Annotated in this window: 14 protein-coding genes; 5 read left to right on the top strand and 9 right to left on the bottom strand. The window is 53.5% G+C overall.

The window, feature by feature from the left end; all coding sequences use genetic code 11:
* Positions 1 to 9 precede the first annotated feature (9 nt).
* The gene (locus tag JS46_RS03770) at positions 10 to 942 is read left to right on the top strand and encodes a sulfonate ABC transporter substrate-binding protein (protein WP_033748246.1); all 933 of its coding nucleotides are present in this window, start codon (positions 10 to 12) and stop codon (positions 940 to 942) included.
* Positions 943 to 1,313: 371 nt separating this feature from the next.
* Here JS46_RS03770 and JS46_RS03765 read toward each other — a convergent pair whose 3' ends face one another.
* The 3 genes from JS46_RS03765 to JS46_RS03755 all read right to left on the bottom strand — a co-directional run bounded on the left by JS46_RS03765 (position 1,314) and on the right by JS46_RS03755 (position 5,838).
* Entirely contained in the window at positions 1,314 to 2,288 is a 975-nt protein-coding gene (locus JS46_RS03765; protein ID WP_033748244.1) for a ParB family protein, read from the bottom strand.
* A 7-nt stretch (positions 2,289 to 2,295) separates the two neighbouring features.
* Entirely contained in the window at positions 2,296 to 3,495 is a 1,200-nt protein-coding gene (locus tag JS46_RS03760; RefSeq protein WP_033748241.1) for an AAA family ATPase, read from the bottom strand.
* 1,410 nt (positions 3,496 to 4,905) lie between these two features.
* Entirely contained in the window at positions 4,906 to 5,838 is a 933-nt protein-coding gene (locus JS46_RS03755) for a RepB family plasmid replication initiator protein (protein ID WP_033748239.1), read from the bottom strand.
* 436 nt (positions 5,839 to 6,274) lie between these two features.
* Between JS46_RS03755 and JS46_RS03750 the strand changes: the two genes are divergently transcribed.
* Positions 6,275 to 7,645: an aldehyde dehydrogenase family protein gene (locus JS46_RS03750; RefSeq protein WP_033748236.1), complete on the top strand. Its 1,371-nt coding sequence runs from the start codon at positions 6,275 to 6,277 to the stop codon at positions 7,643 to 7,645.
* Between the two features lie 162 nt (positions 7,646 to 7,807).
* Here JS46_RS03750 and JS46_RS03745 read toward each other — a convergent pair whose 3' ends face one another.
* The gene (locus JS46_RS03745) at positions 7,808 to 8,698 is read right to left on the bottom strand and encodes a LysR family transcriptional regulator (protein ID WP_033748233.1); all 891 of its coding nucleotides are present in this window, start codon (positions 8,696 to 8,698) and stop codon (positions 7,808 to 7,810) included.
* A 105-nt stretch (positions 8,699 to 8,803) separates the two neighbouring features.
* Between JS46_RS03745 and JS46_RS03740 the strand changes: the two genes are divergently transcribed.
* Entirely contained in the window at positions 8,804 to 9,313 is a 510-nt protein-coding gene (locus JS46_RS03740; protein WP_033748230.1) for a phenolic acid decarboxylase, read from the top strand.
* Positions 9,314 to 9,373: 60 nt separating this feature from the next.
* On the opposite strand, the gene JS46_RS03735 is transcribed toward JS46_RS03740, so the two are convergent.
* From JS46_RS03735 to JS46_RS03720, 4 genes are all read right to left on the bottom strand, one after another.
* Positions 9,374 to 10,606: a sensor domain-containing diguanylate cyclase gene (locus JS46_RS03735; RefSeq protein ID WP_033748227.1), complete on the bottom strand. Its 1,233-nt coding sequence runs from the start codon at positions 10,604 to 10,606 to the stop codon at positions 9,374 to 9,376.
* Between the two features lie 475 nt (positions 10,607 to 11,081).
* The gene (locus tag JS46_RS03730) at positions 11,082 to 12,626 is read right to left on the bottom strand and encodes a methyl-accepting chemotaxis protein (protein WP_033748225.1); all 1,545 of its coding nucleotides are present in this window, start codon (positions 12,624 to 12,626) and stop codon (positions 11,082 to 11,084) included.
* A gap of 356 nt (positions 12,627 to 12,982) precedes the next feature.
* On the bottom strand, positions 12,983 to 13,501 hold the full coding sequence (locus JS46_RS03725) for a GNAT family N-acetyltransferase (RefSeq protein ID WP_033748222.1): 519 nt from the start codon (positions 13,499 to 13,501) through the stop codon (positions 12,983 to 12,985).
* A gap of 88 nt (positions 13,502 to 13,589) precedes the next feature.
* On the bottom strand, positions 13,590 to 14,135 hold the full coding sequence (locus tag JS46_RS03720) for a helix-turn-helix domain-containing protein (protein WP_369799133.1): 546 nt from the start codon (positions 14,133 to 14,135) through the stop codon (positions 13,590 to 13,592).
* A 102-nt stretch (positions 14,136 to 14,237) separates the two neighbouring features.
* Between JS46_RS03720 and JS46_RS03715 the strand changes: the two genes are divergently transcribed.
* Positions 14,238 to 14,903, top strand: coding sequence for an AzlC family ABC transporter permease (locus JS46_RS03715; RefSeq protein ID WP_033748219.1), 666 nt, complete (start codon positions 14,238 to 14,240; stop codon positions 14,901 to 14,903).
* On the top strand, positions 14,900 to 15,223 hold the full coding sequence (locus tag JS46_RS03710; RefSeq protein ID WP_033748218.1) for an AzlD domain-containing protein: 324 nt from the start codon (positions 14,900 to 14,902) through the stop codon (positions 15,221 to 15,223). Before JS46_RS03715 ends, JS46_RS03710 begins: the two co-directional genes overlap by 4 nt.
* On the opposite strand, the gene JS46_RS03705 is transcribed toward JS46_RS03710, so the two are convergent.
* The gene (locus JS46_RS03705; RefSeq protein ID WP_033749049.1) at positions 15,205 to 15,750 is read right to left on the bottom strand and encodes a GNAT family N-acetyltransferase; all 546 of its coding nucleotides are present in this window, start codon (positions 15,748 to 15,750) and stop codon (positions 15,205 to 15,207) included. The two genes, JS46_RS03710 and JS46_RS03705, sit on opposite strands and share 19 nt — an antisense overlap.
* Positions 15,751 to 15,808 lie beyond the last annotated feature (58 nt).

The following is a 15,808-nucleotide window of genomic DNA, read 5'->3' as shown; positions in this document are numbered from 1 at the left end:
GAGCAACAGATGAAAAGAAATGGATTAACGCTGGCAATAGTGGCCTGTGCCCTGACTGCCGCCAGTCACGCGGCACCTGAACAGGTAAATATCGGCTATCAGAAAGCGAATATCTTTGCCCTGCTTAAATATCGCGGCACGCTCGACGCCGCCTTCAAAAAAGAGGATATCGCCGTTCGCTGGGTCGAGTTTCCCGCCGGACCGCAAATGCTTGAAGGACTGAATGTAGGTAGCATCGACCTGGCGGCCACCGGCGATGCGCCGCCCGCATTTGCTCAGGCGGCAAAAGCCGGTCTGGTTTACCTGGGACATTCGCCTGCGAATCCGAAAACCGAAGCAATTGTAGTGCCTTCCTCATCTGCCATTCACAGCGTTAAAGACCTTAAAGGTAAACGTGTGGCGCTGAATAAGGGCTCAGACGTTAACTATCTGCTTATCGCTGCGCTTAAAGAAGCCGGGCTGACCTATAAAGATATTACGCCGGTTTATCTGCCGCCAGCCGACGCGCGCGCCGCTTTTCAGAAAGGCGCGGTGGATGCCTGGGTGATTTGGGATCCCTATCTCGCGGAAGTTGAAGCCAGCACTGGCGCGCGTCAGGTGCGCAATGCGGAGGGACTGGTGCCGCATTACACCTTTTATCTCGCCAGCCGGAAATTTGCCGACAGCCAGCCTGATACGGCCAAAAAAGTGCTCGAGGAGTTAAGTACTTTAAGCCGCTGGGCAAATGAGCATCAGTATGAGACAGCCGCGATTCTGGGGCAGTCCACCGGCCTGGATAAAGCGATCTGGCGCACCACGCTGACACGTCTGCCTTATGGTGCGGAACGCATGACCGACAGCGTGTTTTCGCAACAGCAAACGCTGGCGGATACCTTTACTCGTGTAAAGCTGTTGCCGGTTAAAGTAGACGTCCGATCGGCTACCTGGTCAGCAGATAAGTAATAATGTGTTGTTGCCCTGACCTCAGGGCAATCATCTCCTCACTTATTGCCAAAGCCTGGCGATTTCAGCCTGAAATTCTGATTAAAAAACATATTTATTCAATGAGTTAACTATGAAATTGCACTGGAGAAGATTGTTTAGTTTTCAGTGCGGGCAGAGTATAGCGAGAGATTTTGCGCCTTTTATAGCTAGCGCTTTACCTGATAGCTTTTGACTTTAAAACAGATTGAACTTCTGGCGATTTCAGCCTGAAATTTTTTTGTAAAAATCGCAAAAACAGTAGGTTAGCTTTGAAATACTGATGGCGAACAGAGAGGCGGGAAGAGGGGGATAAAACACATCCGGGTAGAGATTTACCCGGATGTAGAAGCTTACTGATCGCCCAGATATTTGCGTAACGTTTCGGCAATCACTTTGTCCAGTTCTTCCTGCAGCTCTCTGGACTGTCGGTTAAACTCGTAGCTGAACATGCGGCCGCGAATTTTCTTCCGGGCAAAACGATCCTTATCCGCAAAGGTCCAGAGGTTTTCTGAGACAGGTTTCTCTTTTGCGGGGACTTCCATCAGCGTCTGACTGCCGTTGCGCACCAGACGAAGGATATGGTTTTTCACCTCATCTTCCGCCAGTCCTTCGCGGGCGCAGATACTATCCACATCCATAGAAACAGTCTCGATGAGCCGCTCAATTGGCTGTCCTGTCTCGGAAAGTTTATCGGCGGCCATCAGCAGCGCCTTGTAATCAGGATAGGTCAATTCGGAATGGTTGGGAAAAAGTGAAATCAGCTCTGCCGGCACGCTCGCCGCCTGCAAAGCTCGCGTCACTTTCGCCTGCGACAGGCCCTGACTCTCTGCGATCTCTTTTTGCGACAGGCCGCCATTTTTCAACGACAGCAGACGCAGGCCCACTTCGCGCAGGTTATGCTCGCGCGCGGTCTGAATATCCTGCGCCAGCCGACGCGCTTCTTCGGTGGTAATCGCGGTTTCAGAAACCAGAATATCCAGCCCGGTTTTACAATAGAGCGCGGCAGCGCGACGGCGCGAACCGTCCAGGATTTCTATGCGCCCGTCCCGCTTTACGCCGATGGCGGGGAAGAACTGCTGCAGTTTAATGGTGCGGATAATGTCGCGCAGCGAATCGGGCGTCAATCCAGCCTGATCGCGTCCGTTGGTTTCCATCACCACAAAAGTTTTCTCTTCTATCTCCCTGGCCTCAATACGCTCAAGACGAAACACGGCGCGCTTGCCGGTAGAAAGAACAAAGGTTTGTGTTGGCGTATCCGTTGACGCTTCAGCCTGTACAGGCGTCTGGCTGAAGGTCCTGCCGATAGTAATTCTTTTTGCACTCATAGCGACCTCAGTTCAGGCGAATAAATTCAATACGGTCAAAAACCGCTTTCGCAAAATCTTCCGCAGCTGAACGCGCGTTTTTTAACGCTTCGCTGCTGCCGACGTAGGTAGAGGGGTTGGCTGAAATAACGGTGTCAAAGGACTCGCCGCAGCGCTCAAACCCGTCAAGGCGCGGCAGAGCGGCATCCAGCATATCGCCGCCGAATATCTCTTTCGCCAGGCTGTGGCAGAGTTTGTGGTCCGCCTTATTTGACAGCTTGGACATAAAGCCGATATTGCCCTGTAAGCGGCAGGGCGCACCGGACTGTTCGATGATATCGATCAGTTCAGGAAGGCGCGTCAGATACTTCAGGGTAGAGTGGAAGTCGACCTGCGCAGGCGGCACGGGCGTCATCAGCAGATCGGACGCCGCAATAGCGTTTTTCAAAAACGCATCCAGATGCGGGCCGCTGTCGATAAAGATGAAGTCATAATCTTTTTTCAGTTTAGCGATGACGTTTTCATACAGCACCGCATGCACATTCTGTCCGGAAAGATGTTCGGCGCAGAGTTCGTCCCAGCGAGAAGCGATAAAGGCGTCGTCAATGGACGCCGGCAATACATCAACGCCAGGGATAATAGACGGCACGATAAATTCTTTTATCAGCTCTTCACGACTGACGTTTTGCAGCATCGCCTGTGCGGCTGTCGCCTCGACAATACCCACTGAGCGTTCGTGGTTGAGGAACATCGTCGCCGAAGACTGGGGATCGAGGTCGATAACCAGAATGCGCAAATCTTCAAAAAGCAGATGTGGATGCGCTCGCAGCGCATGGGCAAGAGAGACGGTCGAAACCGTTTTAGATACGCCGCCTTTAAGGTTACCAACAAAGATCGTATAGGCTTCTGGATGGCGATCGCGATACTTAGGCACACCGCGGTGGTGATAGATATCGATGATATTTTCAATCGACATGGCGTACTTGGTCGAACTACCCGCTGCGCGCTTGTCAAACTGGTAGCCGCTTTCTTCCATCTCATTAACAGCATAGTCAACGCTAGCGCGCGTCAGCTTGGGCAGTTTAGCCAGCGCAGCTTTGGCGTAAACCTGGTAAAAAGTATTCTCATGCAGCTCTTCTTTCTGCGCCTGAACCTGTTCTGTCAGGCTTAGCAGCATTCTCTCAGACCGTTGTGCGACCTTCAGCACCTGCTTTTCGTCGTTAGCCATACTTGCTCCACACATGTAGGATTTGTGACTTTATACATAAATCCTGCTTGTCGGGCAAGAAAATATCTTTCATACCGAAATAAAGGAGGATCCAAATTTGGCTGCCAGGATAAGGAGTTGTTTTAAAGATTCACTGTAATCAGCAGCGGATGGTTGAGATGTTAAATTTACAACCAAAACATTCACTGTAATCAGACGTTCGTTCACTGTAATCAGCAACCGGGCACAGCCTGAAGCAACGGCACGCTTCTGGCTTTCTTATGTCGGTATTACCCTGCAAAACATTCACTGTAACCAGCTGTTGCCCCTGGAAGCATTCACTGTCGTCAGTTGAAGAGGGCAGGGACGCGATATGATGTCGTAACATTCACTGTAATCAGTATCTGCGTCCGAAAATCACACGTTGGGGATTTCAATGCGGAAACGTTCACTGTAATCAGTTGAACATTCACTGTAATCAGTAAGGAGCTCAAACATTCACTGTAATCAGTAACGAACGTCGTATTAAAGCGCGAGCAGGGATGTCAGAACCATTACGGGGCAAGGATTCACTGTAATCAGCAACGAGCAGAATAGCGGACTGAGCAGGGCACTAACATTCACTGTATTCAGTAAATGGCGCTGTAACCGGCGAAAGGAATACGCGTCAGCACTAATAGAATGCAGGCAGAAATGCATACCGTGGAGGAGAAGCGAGAAAGATTCACTGTAGTCAGCAAATGACAACAGACGGAGGGTCAATCAAAGGGAATCACAGTGTTCACTATAGTCAGAACCGAGTAGATAAGCCGTATCTCGGAGCTATTGGTCTCACCGTGTGAGACGGAAGGTTCACTGTAATGGGCAATAACGCTCAGATAACCCGCAAAATCATCTCGCTATCCTGCATATGTTCACTGTAATCAGTACGGAGTCTAACCCTGTCACGTTTCTCTGCGCCATACACGCTAATGTTCACTGTAGTCAGTAAGATGGAAACCACCGCAGGGCAAAGCAAAAATTTAAATACGAAATTCAGATGGTTAAAGAATTTTATTCACTGTGATCAGTAACACACTCTTTTAAAACCATTCACTGTAGACAGCAGAAACAGAGCCCAGAGCTGCGCCAGAGAATATTCACTGTAATCAGTGTAGACAGCATTCTTAAGATAGCAAGAAAGAGGCAATAGATGTTAGTAAGCGCAAACTTACCGATTAAATAATTGTTTTAAGATGATATTTTAAAAGATGAGAAAGACAGGAAGGCAGCGCATGAGCTCGTGTTTACTAACTACAGTGAACAGCACCCACTACAGTGAACGCTACGAAAAGCCAACTACAGTAAACGCCAATGCAGTAGCGGCGACTGTCACGTTTTCCATGAAAGTAACAGTGCCACAGGCAGCATACCGATTACAGTGAATGATACCTATGACTCATCAAAATCGATCTCGTCGAGAGAGTCGATACTCTCCAGCGTACTGATTCCATCGAGTTTTGGCGTGCGACTATGGATGATAAAAAACACCGAGCGACCTCGTTTAACCTCGGAGTAATCAAGATAGCCAATCTCCTTTAGCTGCTCCATCGCACGTCGCACAACGTGGTTCTGCGTCGTGGTTTTTGAGCCAAGGTTCAGGCGCATACGCAGGCGCGCCAGCGAGATAGGCGCAGGATTGGTCGGCAGGCTCTCAAGAAAGGTATAGAGCGCCTGCGCAGACTCTTTGCGCTTAAGCCGTGATATCGCCCTGAGCTGCAGCAGAACTTTATGGTCAAAGTTATAGAGCTCAAACAGCTTGGGATCGGCCTGAATGCGCACCACATCTTTTTCCCGATCGTAATAGGCTGACTGCACCAGGTGCGTATGGTAAGCCTTGCCGTTGCCCTCAAAAGAGAGGGTATTGGTGGCGATGCGACGCAGCGAGGCGTCCAGCCGCTTACGCAAGGCCGCTGAGGAATTGGCTGAGGGAATGCCGCACATTTTAACGAAATCGATAAAGGGCAGGGTAACGGTATCGCCCTGAGTAGGGTAACGGGAAAAAGACTGGATGATCCCGGCCCAGGTTTTGAAATCGTTATCCATATCCAGCCTCGCGCCGGTAATGGTAATCTTCTCGTAACCCTCTGCTTTCACCAGCGACAGGTTTTTAAGCTCTTTAGTCGCATCGGTGGAAGCCATCGCACCTGACTTTCCGCGCGCCGTTGATTTCAGTGTCGGGACAAACAGTCCCAGACGCATCAAAGCGACGGGCTGAACAGTATTGTTCTTATTGGGATGAAGCTGAATAACTTCACCGCTGTTTTTGGTCACCGACAGAAAAGGTTCAAGTAACGCTTTGTTTTCACTCTCTTTATCTGCCATAGCATGAGATCTTCATTCTGTGGATGAAAGGGATCGTTTTCTGACTACAGTGAACACTAGCACTGTTTATAGTGAACATTCTACTGTGTATAGTGAATAAAGTACTGATTACAGTGAACTCTTTACTGATTATAGTGAACGCGATCACCTTCTGAGCCCTTGTGGCGTGCGGCCTGCGACGATCGGGGATCTCTTAGGATCTCTTTTAGATCTCTTTATGATCGTTTATTAGGATCTTCTCTCTGTATATGTGGATAAACGATCGTCGCCATGATGCCTGACAAGTGTCGTCTGCTACATAACGCTTAAAAAACTGCACACCGTGCAAATCCCCTCTTCATAATATGAAAACAACTTACTCACTATTATTCATTTTTCATCACTAATGCAGAAGCGTAGGGTAAGCCCATCGTCCACAGACATTCTGAGAGGCACCATGACCGATTACGCTGTTTCAAAAAATCCCGCCAACGGCGAAATTCTGGCTCGCTACCCAATGCAGTCGCTGACTGAGCTGGAAAATACCCTTGACGCCAGCGCTGCAGCCTTTAAACAGTGGCGCGAGACCGATATGGCGTCGCGCGTGAAAGTGCTGCGCCAGCTGGCTGAACAACTGCGCCAGCGCGAACCGGAACTGTCGCGCACTATCACGCTGGAAATGGGCAAACCTCTGGCGCAGGCGCGCGCCGAGATCCTTAAATGCGCCACTCTCAGCGACTGGTACGCCGAGCACGGCCCGGCAATGCTGGAAGATCAACCCACACAGGTGCCTGACGCCTGGCAGCGCTTTAAACCTGTCGGCACCATTCTGGCGGTGATGCCATGGAACTTTCCGTTCTGGCAGGTACTGCGCGGCGCTGTTGGCATGCTGCTCGCTGGAAATACCTACGTGCTTAAACACGCGCCGAACGTCATGGGCTGCGCCACGTTAATGGCAGAGCTGTTTGATGCGACAGATCTGCCTAAAGGGGCCTTCGCTTCCGTGAATGTCGATAACGATGGCATATCCGCCGCGATTAAGGATCCGCGCATCGCCGCCGTCGCCGTAACCGGCAGCGTACGCGCCGGCTCAGCTATCGCCGCACAGGCGGGTGCGGCCCTGAAAAAAACCGTTCTCGAACTGGGCGGATCGGATCCTTTTATCGTGCTGGCTGACGCCGATCTGGACGAAGCGGTGAAATCAGCCGTGATTGGCCGCTATCAGAACACCGGACAGGTCTGCATGGCCGCTAAACGCTTTATCGTCGAGGCGTCCATCGCAGAGGAATTTGAAGCACGCTTCAGCGCTGCGGTACAGGCATTAACCATGGGCGATCCGCTGGATGAAAAAAATTATCTCGGCCCGATGGCACGCTTCGATCTGCGCGATGAGCTGCATAGTCAGGTTCAGCAGTCGCTGAGCCAAGGCGCGCGTCTGGTGCTGGGCGGCGAAAAGATCGCAGGCGAGGGCAATTACTATGCGCCGACGATCCTGTCAGACGTCACCACCGAGATGACGGCATTTCGTGAAGAGCTGTTTGGTCCGGTAGCGGCGATCGCTATCGCTCGCGACGCCGATCATGCGCTGGCGATCGCCAACGACAGCGAATTCGGTCTGAGCGCTACGGTCTGGACCAACGACAACGCTGTGGCGGATCGTCTGGCGGATCGGATCGAAACCGGTGCGGTGTTTATTAATGGCAATGGCGCGTCGGATCCTCGCGTCACTATTGGCGGCGTTAAAAAGAGCGGCTATGGTCGCGAACTCTCCCATTTTGGCGTGCATGAGTTCTGCAACATTCAGACCGTCTGGAAAAACCGCCGCTAAGGCCTGCTGGGCGACGATAGAAAAGCGAGGGCATTGTCCCTCGCTTTTGTCGTTTAAGGGCGTCACGCTGCGCTGAGGCGCTTAATTCACGCTTCGCTGCGTTAATTTCCGATTTGTAGCAACCTTAAAACCTCTGTTTCGCTCCCGCGCGGCAAAACCGGCTTATTTCGCCTGCGCTACCCGCTCGATAAACATCTCAGCCAGCGCAGAAATTGCACCATTGCCCGGCAGTCTCTCCTCGTTAATGCGTAACATAAGCGAGGTTGAGCGTCGTCTCCCCTGTAGCAACGGCAGCGGGCGAAGTTCGCCGCTCTTCAGAAAGGGAGCGATATTCAGCTCCGGCAGCCAGCCATAGCCTAACTGATGCTGAACCGCCTCAATGGCAGCCGATAGCGTAGTGAAGGACCAGCTCTCGGCCTGCTCACCGTTGAACTCCGTCTGTTGCTGCTGCTGACGATCCAGGATCGTTATGCAGGGCCAGCGCGCGAGTGTGGCGGCGCTTAGCGGCGCCGGCTCGCTGTGCAGCGGATGCTCGCGATGGGCGACGGCAATGAAATCGACGCTCAGAAGACTTTCTCCCGCTATTTGCTCATCGCCATACTGCGCCACCAGCCAGAGATCGGCCTGCTGTTCGGCCAGTCTGTCAGCCGTCTCGCTACGGACGATTTCGCTAAGCCAGATACGTACATGGGGATAGCGCTGCTGAAACGCCTGTAGCACATCGAAAAGCAGCGGTTTCGGCATAATGGCATCAACCATCAGATCGATGCGCGAGCGTTCGCCTCGTTGCAGCGTATTTGCCCGGGCTTCAAGCGCGCTGAAACCCTCCAGCAGCGGACGCACCTGAGCGAGAAGCTGGTGCCCCTCCGCGCTGAGAACGGCGCGACGTCCTTCCTGCCTCAGCAGCGTCATGCCCAGCCGCTGCTGCAGCAGGCCAAGCTGATAGCTTAATGACGACTGGCTGCGATTGTTCTTCTCCGCTGCCTGCGCAAAGCTGCCTGCCTTCACGACGGCATCAAGCAAATACCACTGTTCGAGCGTTGTCTTGTGCATGATAATTCATCTAAAAATTGGATGATTAAGCGCTAAAAATAGCGTTATTAATCGTTTTTGCAACGAGTAATAATCTCCTCAAGGCAAATAAATGAGGAGGCCACAATGAGCACTTTCGATAAACACAATCTGTCTGGTCTGGTCGGCAAACATCTGGTCTATACCTACGACAACGGCTGGAACTACGAGCTTTATATTAAAAATGCCAACACCGTTGATTACCGTATTCACAGCGGTATGGTGGGCAACCGCTGGGTTAAAAATCAGCACGCTTATATCGTCCGTCTGGCAGAAGATGTCTATAAAGTTTCCTGGACCGAGCCTACCGGCACCGACGTGAGCCTGGCCGTTAACATGGCCGATAAGGTGTTCCACGGCACCATTTTCTTCCCGCGTTGGGTGATGAACAATCCGGAAAAAACCGTCTGCTTCCAGAACGATCACCTGGAAGAGATGGCCAGCTATCGCGAAGCGGGCCCGGCTTATCCCACCGAAGTGATTGATGAGTTCGCGACGCTGACCTTTGTGCGCGACGCAGGAGAAAACAACGACAGCGTGATTGATTGCCCGGCCAGCGAACTGCCCGCCAATTTCCCGGACAACCTGAAAAACTAATGGCCGTCAGAAGAGCTCGTCATGAGCTCTTCTGCTTTCTGATTTGCGAGGACGAAAGTGCTAGAAAAACTGGTATGAACCATCACGTCGCGCTTTCGCCTGATACATCGCGATATCGGCGTTTTCAAATAGCGTTTCAGCCGATGCTGTACCAAATCGTGCGAGACTGATGCCGATAGCTGCCCCGATCCACACATCCATGCTGTTGATAACAAAAGGCTCTTTCAGACTCTCTATGATGCGCTGAGCGATAGCGGACGCGGCATCGCGATGGCCACACTTCACAGCAACCACAAATTCGTCTCCGCCCATCCGCGCCACCGAATCGCCTGGTCGCATGCAGCGTTGAAGCCGTTCGGCTACTTGCAGCAGCAGGGCATCCCCTGTGGCATGTCCCATCGAATCATTTACAGCCTTAAATCCGTTAAGATCGATAAACAGCACAGCGGTGTACGCCGGATCGTTGCTCTGCGCGAGCATGGAGCGAATCTGGTCGTTGATCCAGGCGCGATTAGGTAAACCGGTTAAGGCATCGCGGGTCGCCAGCGTCTCCAGCATGCGTATTCTTTCCTTGTCACGCGTGATGTCGCGTGAAACCAGCACCGCGCCGATATTGTTGCCTGTAGAAGGATCGCTGACGCCGCAGGCTTTGGTGCCAAGCGTCATATAATGGCCATCGCGATGAAGCTTGCGCACTTCGACCACGTCCGGCAGCACGCCGCCTTTAAACAGGCTTGCCAGCGCCTCGGCAGCAGGTGCGCGGTCGTCGGGATGCAGGAAATCCACCACCCGTTGACCAATTACCTCTTCGGCAGACCAGCCGATCATTTCACTGTAGGAAGGGGAGATCGAAACGTATCTGCCTTCTGCGTCGCAATGGGCGATAAGGTCAGTGCTGTTTTCTATCAGCAGACGGTATTCCGCCGCCGTGCGCAGCGCATCTTCAAGCGCTTTGCGCTGCCCGGTAATATCAAGAATGAATCCGTTGTACTGCAGGCGGGAAGCCGCAGGCTGGCCATTCGGCAAGCCCGACACCAGCACGCGTCGCGTTGTCCCATCAAGACACTGAATCGGCACTTCGATATGAAAAGGGGTCACGCACTCTAACGCCGCAGTAAGCTGCAGCGCGATTTGTGCATCATCATCCGCCTGGGCGAATCTCAGCCAGTCGCACAAGGTAACGCCTTTCAGCGCGGGGATCAGGCCTGCAGGGCACTCCTGACTGACGATGCAAATGCCTCGGGCATCCGTGGTCCAAACAGCGGAAAAAGTAGGTTGGATCACAGGATGCATAGTGGTCGGCTCCATTGTTGGCTGACAATACTGGATAACCTCGATACCCGACGTGACAAACCTCTTAATCGCCCTGTTTACCGCAATCGCAGACCAGGCAATGCGTCATAAGGCGTGCTGTGCAGCGGCAACGAGCGTCATCAGCGGTGGCGAATGCTGCGGCTTGTCTGACCGCTTTTATATCGCACCTTCTTGCGCGTACAGATGCGCGGCAATCTGTCGGTGACGCGATGCAGGATCAGAAGTATGAGTCAGTTATTATCGGCTAACCGACTCACAATCTTTAATCATCCCGGCTGATGGCTACGATAGGTAGCAGGCCGCTATCGCGGACCAGCAGCGCTTTAATTATTGATGATATCCATGGGCCTGGAGGGGTAACAGGAAGGCATTTTCCAGACGGTGGCTTGAAAAAGTCTGGCTGTAGCCAGCCAGACTTAAATTTTCCCTGAAGAGGCTTGTGGTCTGGCCGGCCTTAGCCCGTCGAAAGGCGGAAGGTTGAAACAGAGTGGGTCAAATGTTGCACCTGGTCTTCAAGCGATGCCGCTGCCGCAGCCGACTCCTGTACAAGCGCCGCGTTTTGCTGGGTAACGGAATCCATTTCAGTAACCGCTTTTTCAATTTGCGCGATACCGCGACTCTGCTCATCTGATGCGGTTGAAATATGTTCCATCAGGACGTTTACGCGACTGACAGAAGAGATGATGGCATTCATCGCTTCTCCTGTCCGGCTGACCTGCTCAGAGCCTCTGCCAATGATGTTGACCGATTCGGCAATAAGGCTTTCTATTTCCTTCGCCGCAACGGCACTGCGCTGCGCGAGGTTACGCACTTCACCGGCGACAACGGCGAATCCTCGTCCCTGCTCGCCGGCGCGGGCGGCTTCTACGGCTGCGTTCAGCGCCAGAATATTGGTCTGAAAAGCAATGCCGTTAATCACGCTGATAATATCTTCAATTTTCTTCGAGCTTGAATTAATCAGGTCCATTGAATTAATCACCTCGCGCGAAACATTTTCTCCTTTATGCGCATTTTCAACCGCTTCACCTGTAAGACGACAGGCTTCATACACATTATCTGTATTCTGTTTTACCGTTGCGCCAAGCTCTTCCATACTGGCAGCCGTTTGCGTTAATGCAGCCGCCTGCTGCTCGGTACGAGAAGCGAGATCGACGTTTCCGGCTGCTATTTCGCTGGAGGCGGAGGAAACGGAATGAGCGGAATCGCGCACCTGCATAATAATCGTCGTCAGCGACAAGCGCATGGCCTCGAGAGAACCCATCAGGCTCTGAATTTCGCTGCGCGAAGCTGGTTTAACCGGAACGGGCGTATCAAGATGGCCATCAGCGATTAAATTAAGGTGTTTTCCTGCGTTAATTAAAGGCGTAAGCACAAAGCGATGCATCAGTATCGATATAGAAATCACCACCAGGCCAAATAAACTTCCAATTAACAGCAGCAGCATAACGCCTGAGCTGAAATGGCTTTGGGCATCTTCATTCAGTTTTTTGGCGTAGGCTTCATGCTGCGCAAGCACTTTATCCAGGATGATTTCGTAAGCGCGATCAAGACGAATGACATCAGGCAGACGTTCCCTGAATCGAGCCTGATCCCGGGCTTCAGCAGCCTCTATCAAAGGTTGAATGCCCAGGTTTCTGTATGCCAGAAAAGCCTGACGATAGGCATCAGCCTCCGCTTCTTCGCCCTTTAGTCGAGGGCTGTCGAGATAGGCGTGAAACGCCACATCCGCTTTTTCTGCGGCCGCTTTCACTCCCTCCAGCGACGCGGCCGACTGGCCGTCATTGACCTCAATCTCTTTCATGTATTCCATTAACCGGACCCGCAGGGTGCGGCTGTGGTTTATGGGATCGATAACGGAGAGCACGACGCGAATCTCTTTATTCACAGCATTAAGAGATTCATTGCTGCGGACCAGCAACCAAATGCTAACCGCAACGCTGGTCAGGAAGAGGATTATCATCAGTGAAAACACGAGCAGCGAAGATTTTTTCAGCGACATATCAAATTTCCAGTTTACTAGGGTTAGCCGGTATATCGGCCTTACCGGCTTACTCCTTAGTTGATTACGCGCTGACCATCGTGTTATTTACTTAAATCAATGATTAATTTGATAATGAATCCAGCAAATAAAATCGGACCAGCTGGTTCATAAAGAGGACGCTGGTTATAAATGGCGCGATATTTTTAAGGGTCATACTGGATGAGGCGTTAATACTCTCTTTATGTCGTCTGGCGCGAAAAATTGCCGTGGGCAGACAACGTTAAACCTGTCTCTGTATTAACCCCAACACTATGCTGAAAAAGAGAAGCTGAAAGCATTAGCGAACATTAAAATATGAAACGCTAAAACCCGCTTTATTCCGGCGAAGTGGCGTCGCCTTCGCCAAGCTCGCGCTGCATAAGGTGCGTATCCAGCCAGCTGCCATGCTTAAATCCTACTGCTTTCAGCACGCCGGTGGCGCGAAAGCCGAGCGCGCGGTGCAGGCCAATCGACGCCTGGTTGCTGTTGCCTGCGATCACGGCGACGATCTGCCGGAAACCGCGCGCTTCGGCGAGACGAATAGCTTCCGTCAGCAGCGCGCGGCCTGCGCCGCGGCCGGTATGCTCAGGATCGAGATAGATCGAATCTTCCAGCGTGAAGCGATAGGCGTAACGGGGACGATAGGGCGCAAGATAGCAGTAGCCGATCAGGGTATCCTCCTCCATTGCCACCAGCCAGATCCCGCCTTTCTCCAGCAGCGCGTTGAGCCGATTCTGCATCTCCTCGACGCCAGGCGGATCGGTTTCAAAAGTAGCGCTGCCGTGCAGCACATGCCAGGCGTAGATATGTTGAATCGCGGGTATATGATGGGCTGTGGCGGGAAAAATGCGCATAACGTTCTCGTAAGCAACCTTGATAACGCCATACTACACCTGCGCTACCCTGTCGGCAGCAGCGCGAGCCATAGGAAAAAGTGATGGCTCAGCTATGCTCCATCACCAGCACCGCCAGCGTATCCGGCTCCAGCGCGCGAAATACGTGCTCCTCATCGCCTGCGTAACAGATGTAATCGCCGGGATGCAGTTCAACGGGCGATGCCTTCGGGCCGACCAGCGCGCGGCCCTGAGTGAGAATAATATGCTCGATAGTACCGGGCGAGTGGGGCAGCGAGCCGCGTTCACTGCCGGGCTGCGTATTCAGCAAATAGATGTCGCGCCGCGCGCCGGGCGGACAGGTCGCCAGCAGCACCGCCTGATAGTCCGCCAGCTCGGCGGTGACCGTCGGCCCTTCGCCGCGTCGGATTATCTGCATCCGTTTCTCTTCCGGCTCCATCAGGCGCGCGAAGGGGATGTTCAGCGCGACGCACAGCGCCCACAGCGTTTCAATACCGGGATTGCCATTGCCAGCTTCAAGCTGCGACAGCGTAGACTTGGCGATACCCGCACGGCGCGCAACTTCAGCCAGCGAAAGGCCGGCGCGCTGACGTTCGCGCACCAGACCATTAGCAATAATTGTGATCGGGGTCACGTTCACTCCTGTTTTCTAAATCGAACGAATCGTTCGCATTGTAAAACGATTCGGCTGCGTTCATTATAATGGAAATTTCGTTCGTTACAGGAAGAATTTCTTATGCAGAGGCAGCGCATCCCGTTAAGCCGGGAAGTGGTAAAAGCCATTATTCTGGTCTGTCTGGCCGACGGCATCGTCGGCTTATCCTACGGCTCGCTGGCCAGTGCTGACGGCTTCCCGCTCTGGGTGCCTGTAGCGTTGTCGACGCTGGTGCTGGCTGGCGCCTCGGAATTTCTGTTTATCGGCATCGTGGCGGGCGGCGGCAGTCCGATCACCGCGGCGCTGGCAGGTCTGCTGGTCAATTCGCGCCATCTGCCGTTCGGCATCGCGGTGAAAGATCTGGTGGGGAGCGGCGCGCGCGGCCTGTTCGGCTGCCACATCATGAACGATGAAAGCGTGGTATTTGGCATTTCCCAGTCAACGCTGGCGCAGCGTCGGGCCGCGTTCTGGCTGTGCGGTATCGGCATCGGCCTGATCTGGCCGCTGACGGTAATCACCGGCGCCGCCATCGGCCAGTTTATTCCCGACGTTTCCGCCATCGGGCTGGACGCCGTGTTTCCGGCCATTCTCATCGCGCTGATATTCCCGGCACTGCGCCAGCGCCGCACGCTGATCCCGGCGTCAGGCGGTGCGCTGCTGTCGATTCTGGCGACGCCTTTCGTTCCGGCGGGCATGCCGGTGCTGTTTTCACTGCTGGGATTACTGTCGTGGAGGATGCGTAAATGAGCCATCAGGCCCTGATAATTGCGGGTATCGCGCTGCTGGCCTCCGGGACATATCTGATGCGGCTGGCGGGCGTTAAGCTCGGCAACCGGCTGCCGATTGCCGAGCGAACCCAAACCATGCTGTCGGACGCGGCGACGATATTGCTGCTGGCGGTTGCCTCGACCAGCACGCTGTTCGAAGGCCAGCATTTTGCCGGCATGGCGCGGGTGCTGGGCGTGGCGTTCGCCATCTTTCTCGCCTGGCGCAAGGCGCCGCTAATCGCAGTGATCATCGGCGCCGCCGTGATGACGGCCGCACTGCGCTACTGCGGCGTGCCCTGAGCATCGCGCCACTGCGCAAGCGTTAGCTCAAAGGTCAGGCTGGCGGGCGCGTCGGGCACATCGTAAACGTGCCCGTTCACCGTAAAGCCCGCTTTCTCCAGCACGCGCTGGGAGGCGAGATGGTTAGGCCGCACCGCAGCGTCGATAACCTGTAGCCCGCACTCTTCAAAGCCATAGCGTACCATCGTGCGCGTAAACTCGGTGGCCAGGCCCTGGCCCCAGGCGTGGGTCGCCAGACGATAACCCAGATTATTTACCGGCTTGCCGCCAAATTCGCGTAGGCTGAAACCGCCAAAGCCCAGGATCTCACAGGGGGCATCGCGCGGAATCAGCGCCATATTGCCAAAGCCGTGCTGCTGCCAGTGCGCAATCCAGCGATCCAGCAGCTGCTGCGCCTCGTCCAGATTTTCCAGCGGCCCGGCGGGGTTGAAGGTATTCGTGGCGGGATCGCCATAAATACGCATCAGCATTTCTCGATCCTGCGCGACAACGGGGCGCATCACTAAACGTTCGGAAATTAACTGCATGTTCAGATCCCTGTAGCGGCGATGACCGGCGGTCATCCGCCCGCCAGCATAGCCTGTT

The organism is Pantoea sp. NGS-ED-1003, from assembly GCF_000738765.1.
In the GTDB taxonomy this organism is placed as follows: Bacteria; Pseudomonadota; Gammaproteobacteria; order Enterobacterales; family Enterobacteriaceae; genus Pantoea; species Pantoea septica.
The sequence above is the reverse complement of the archived record's forward strand: the minus strand, read 5'-3'. Positions and strand labels throughout refer to the sequence as shown.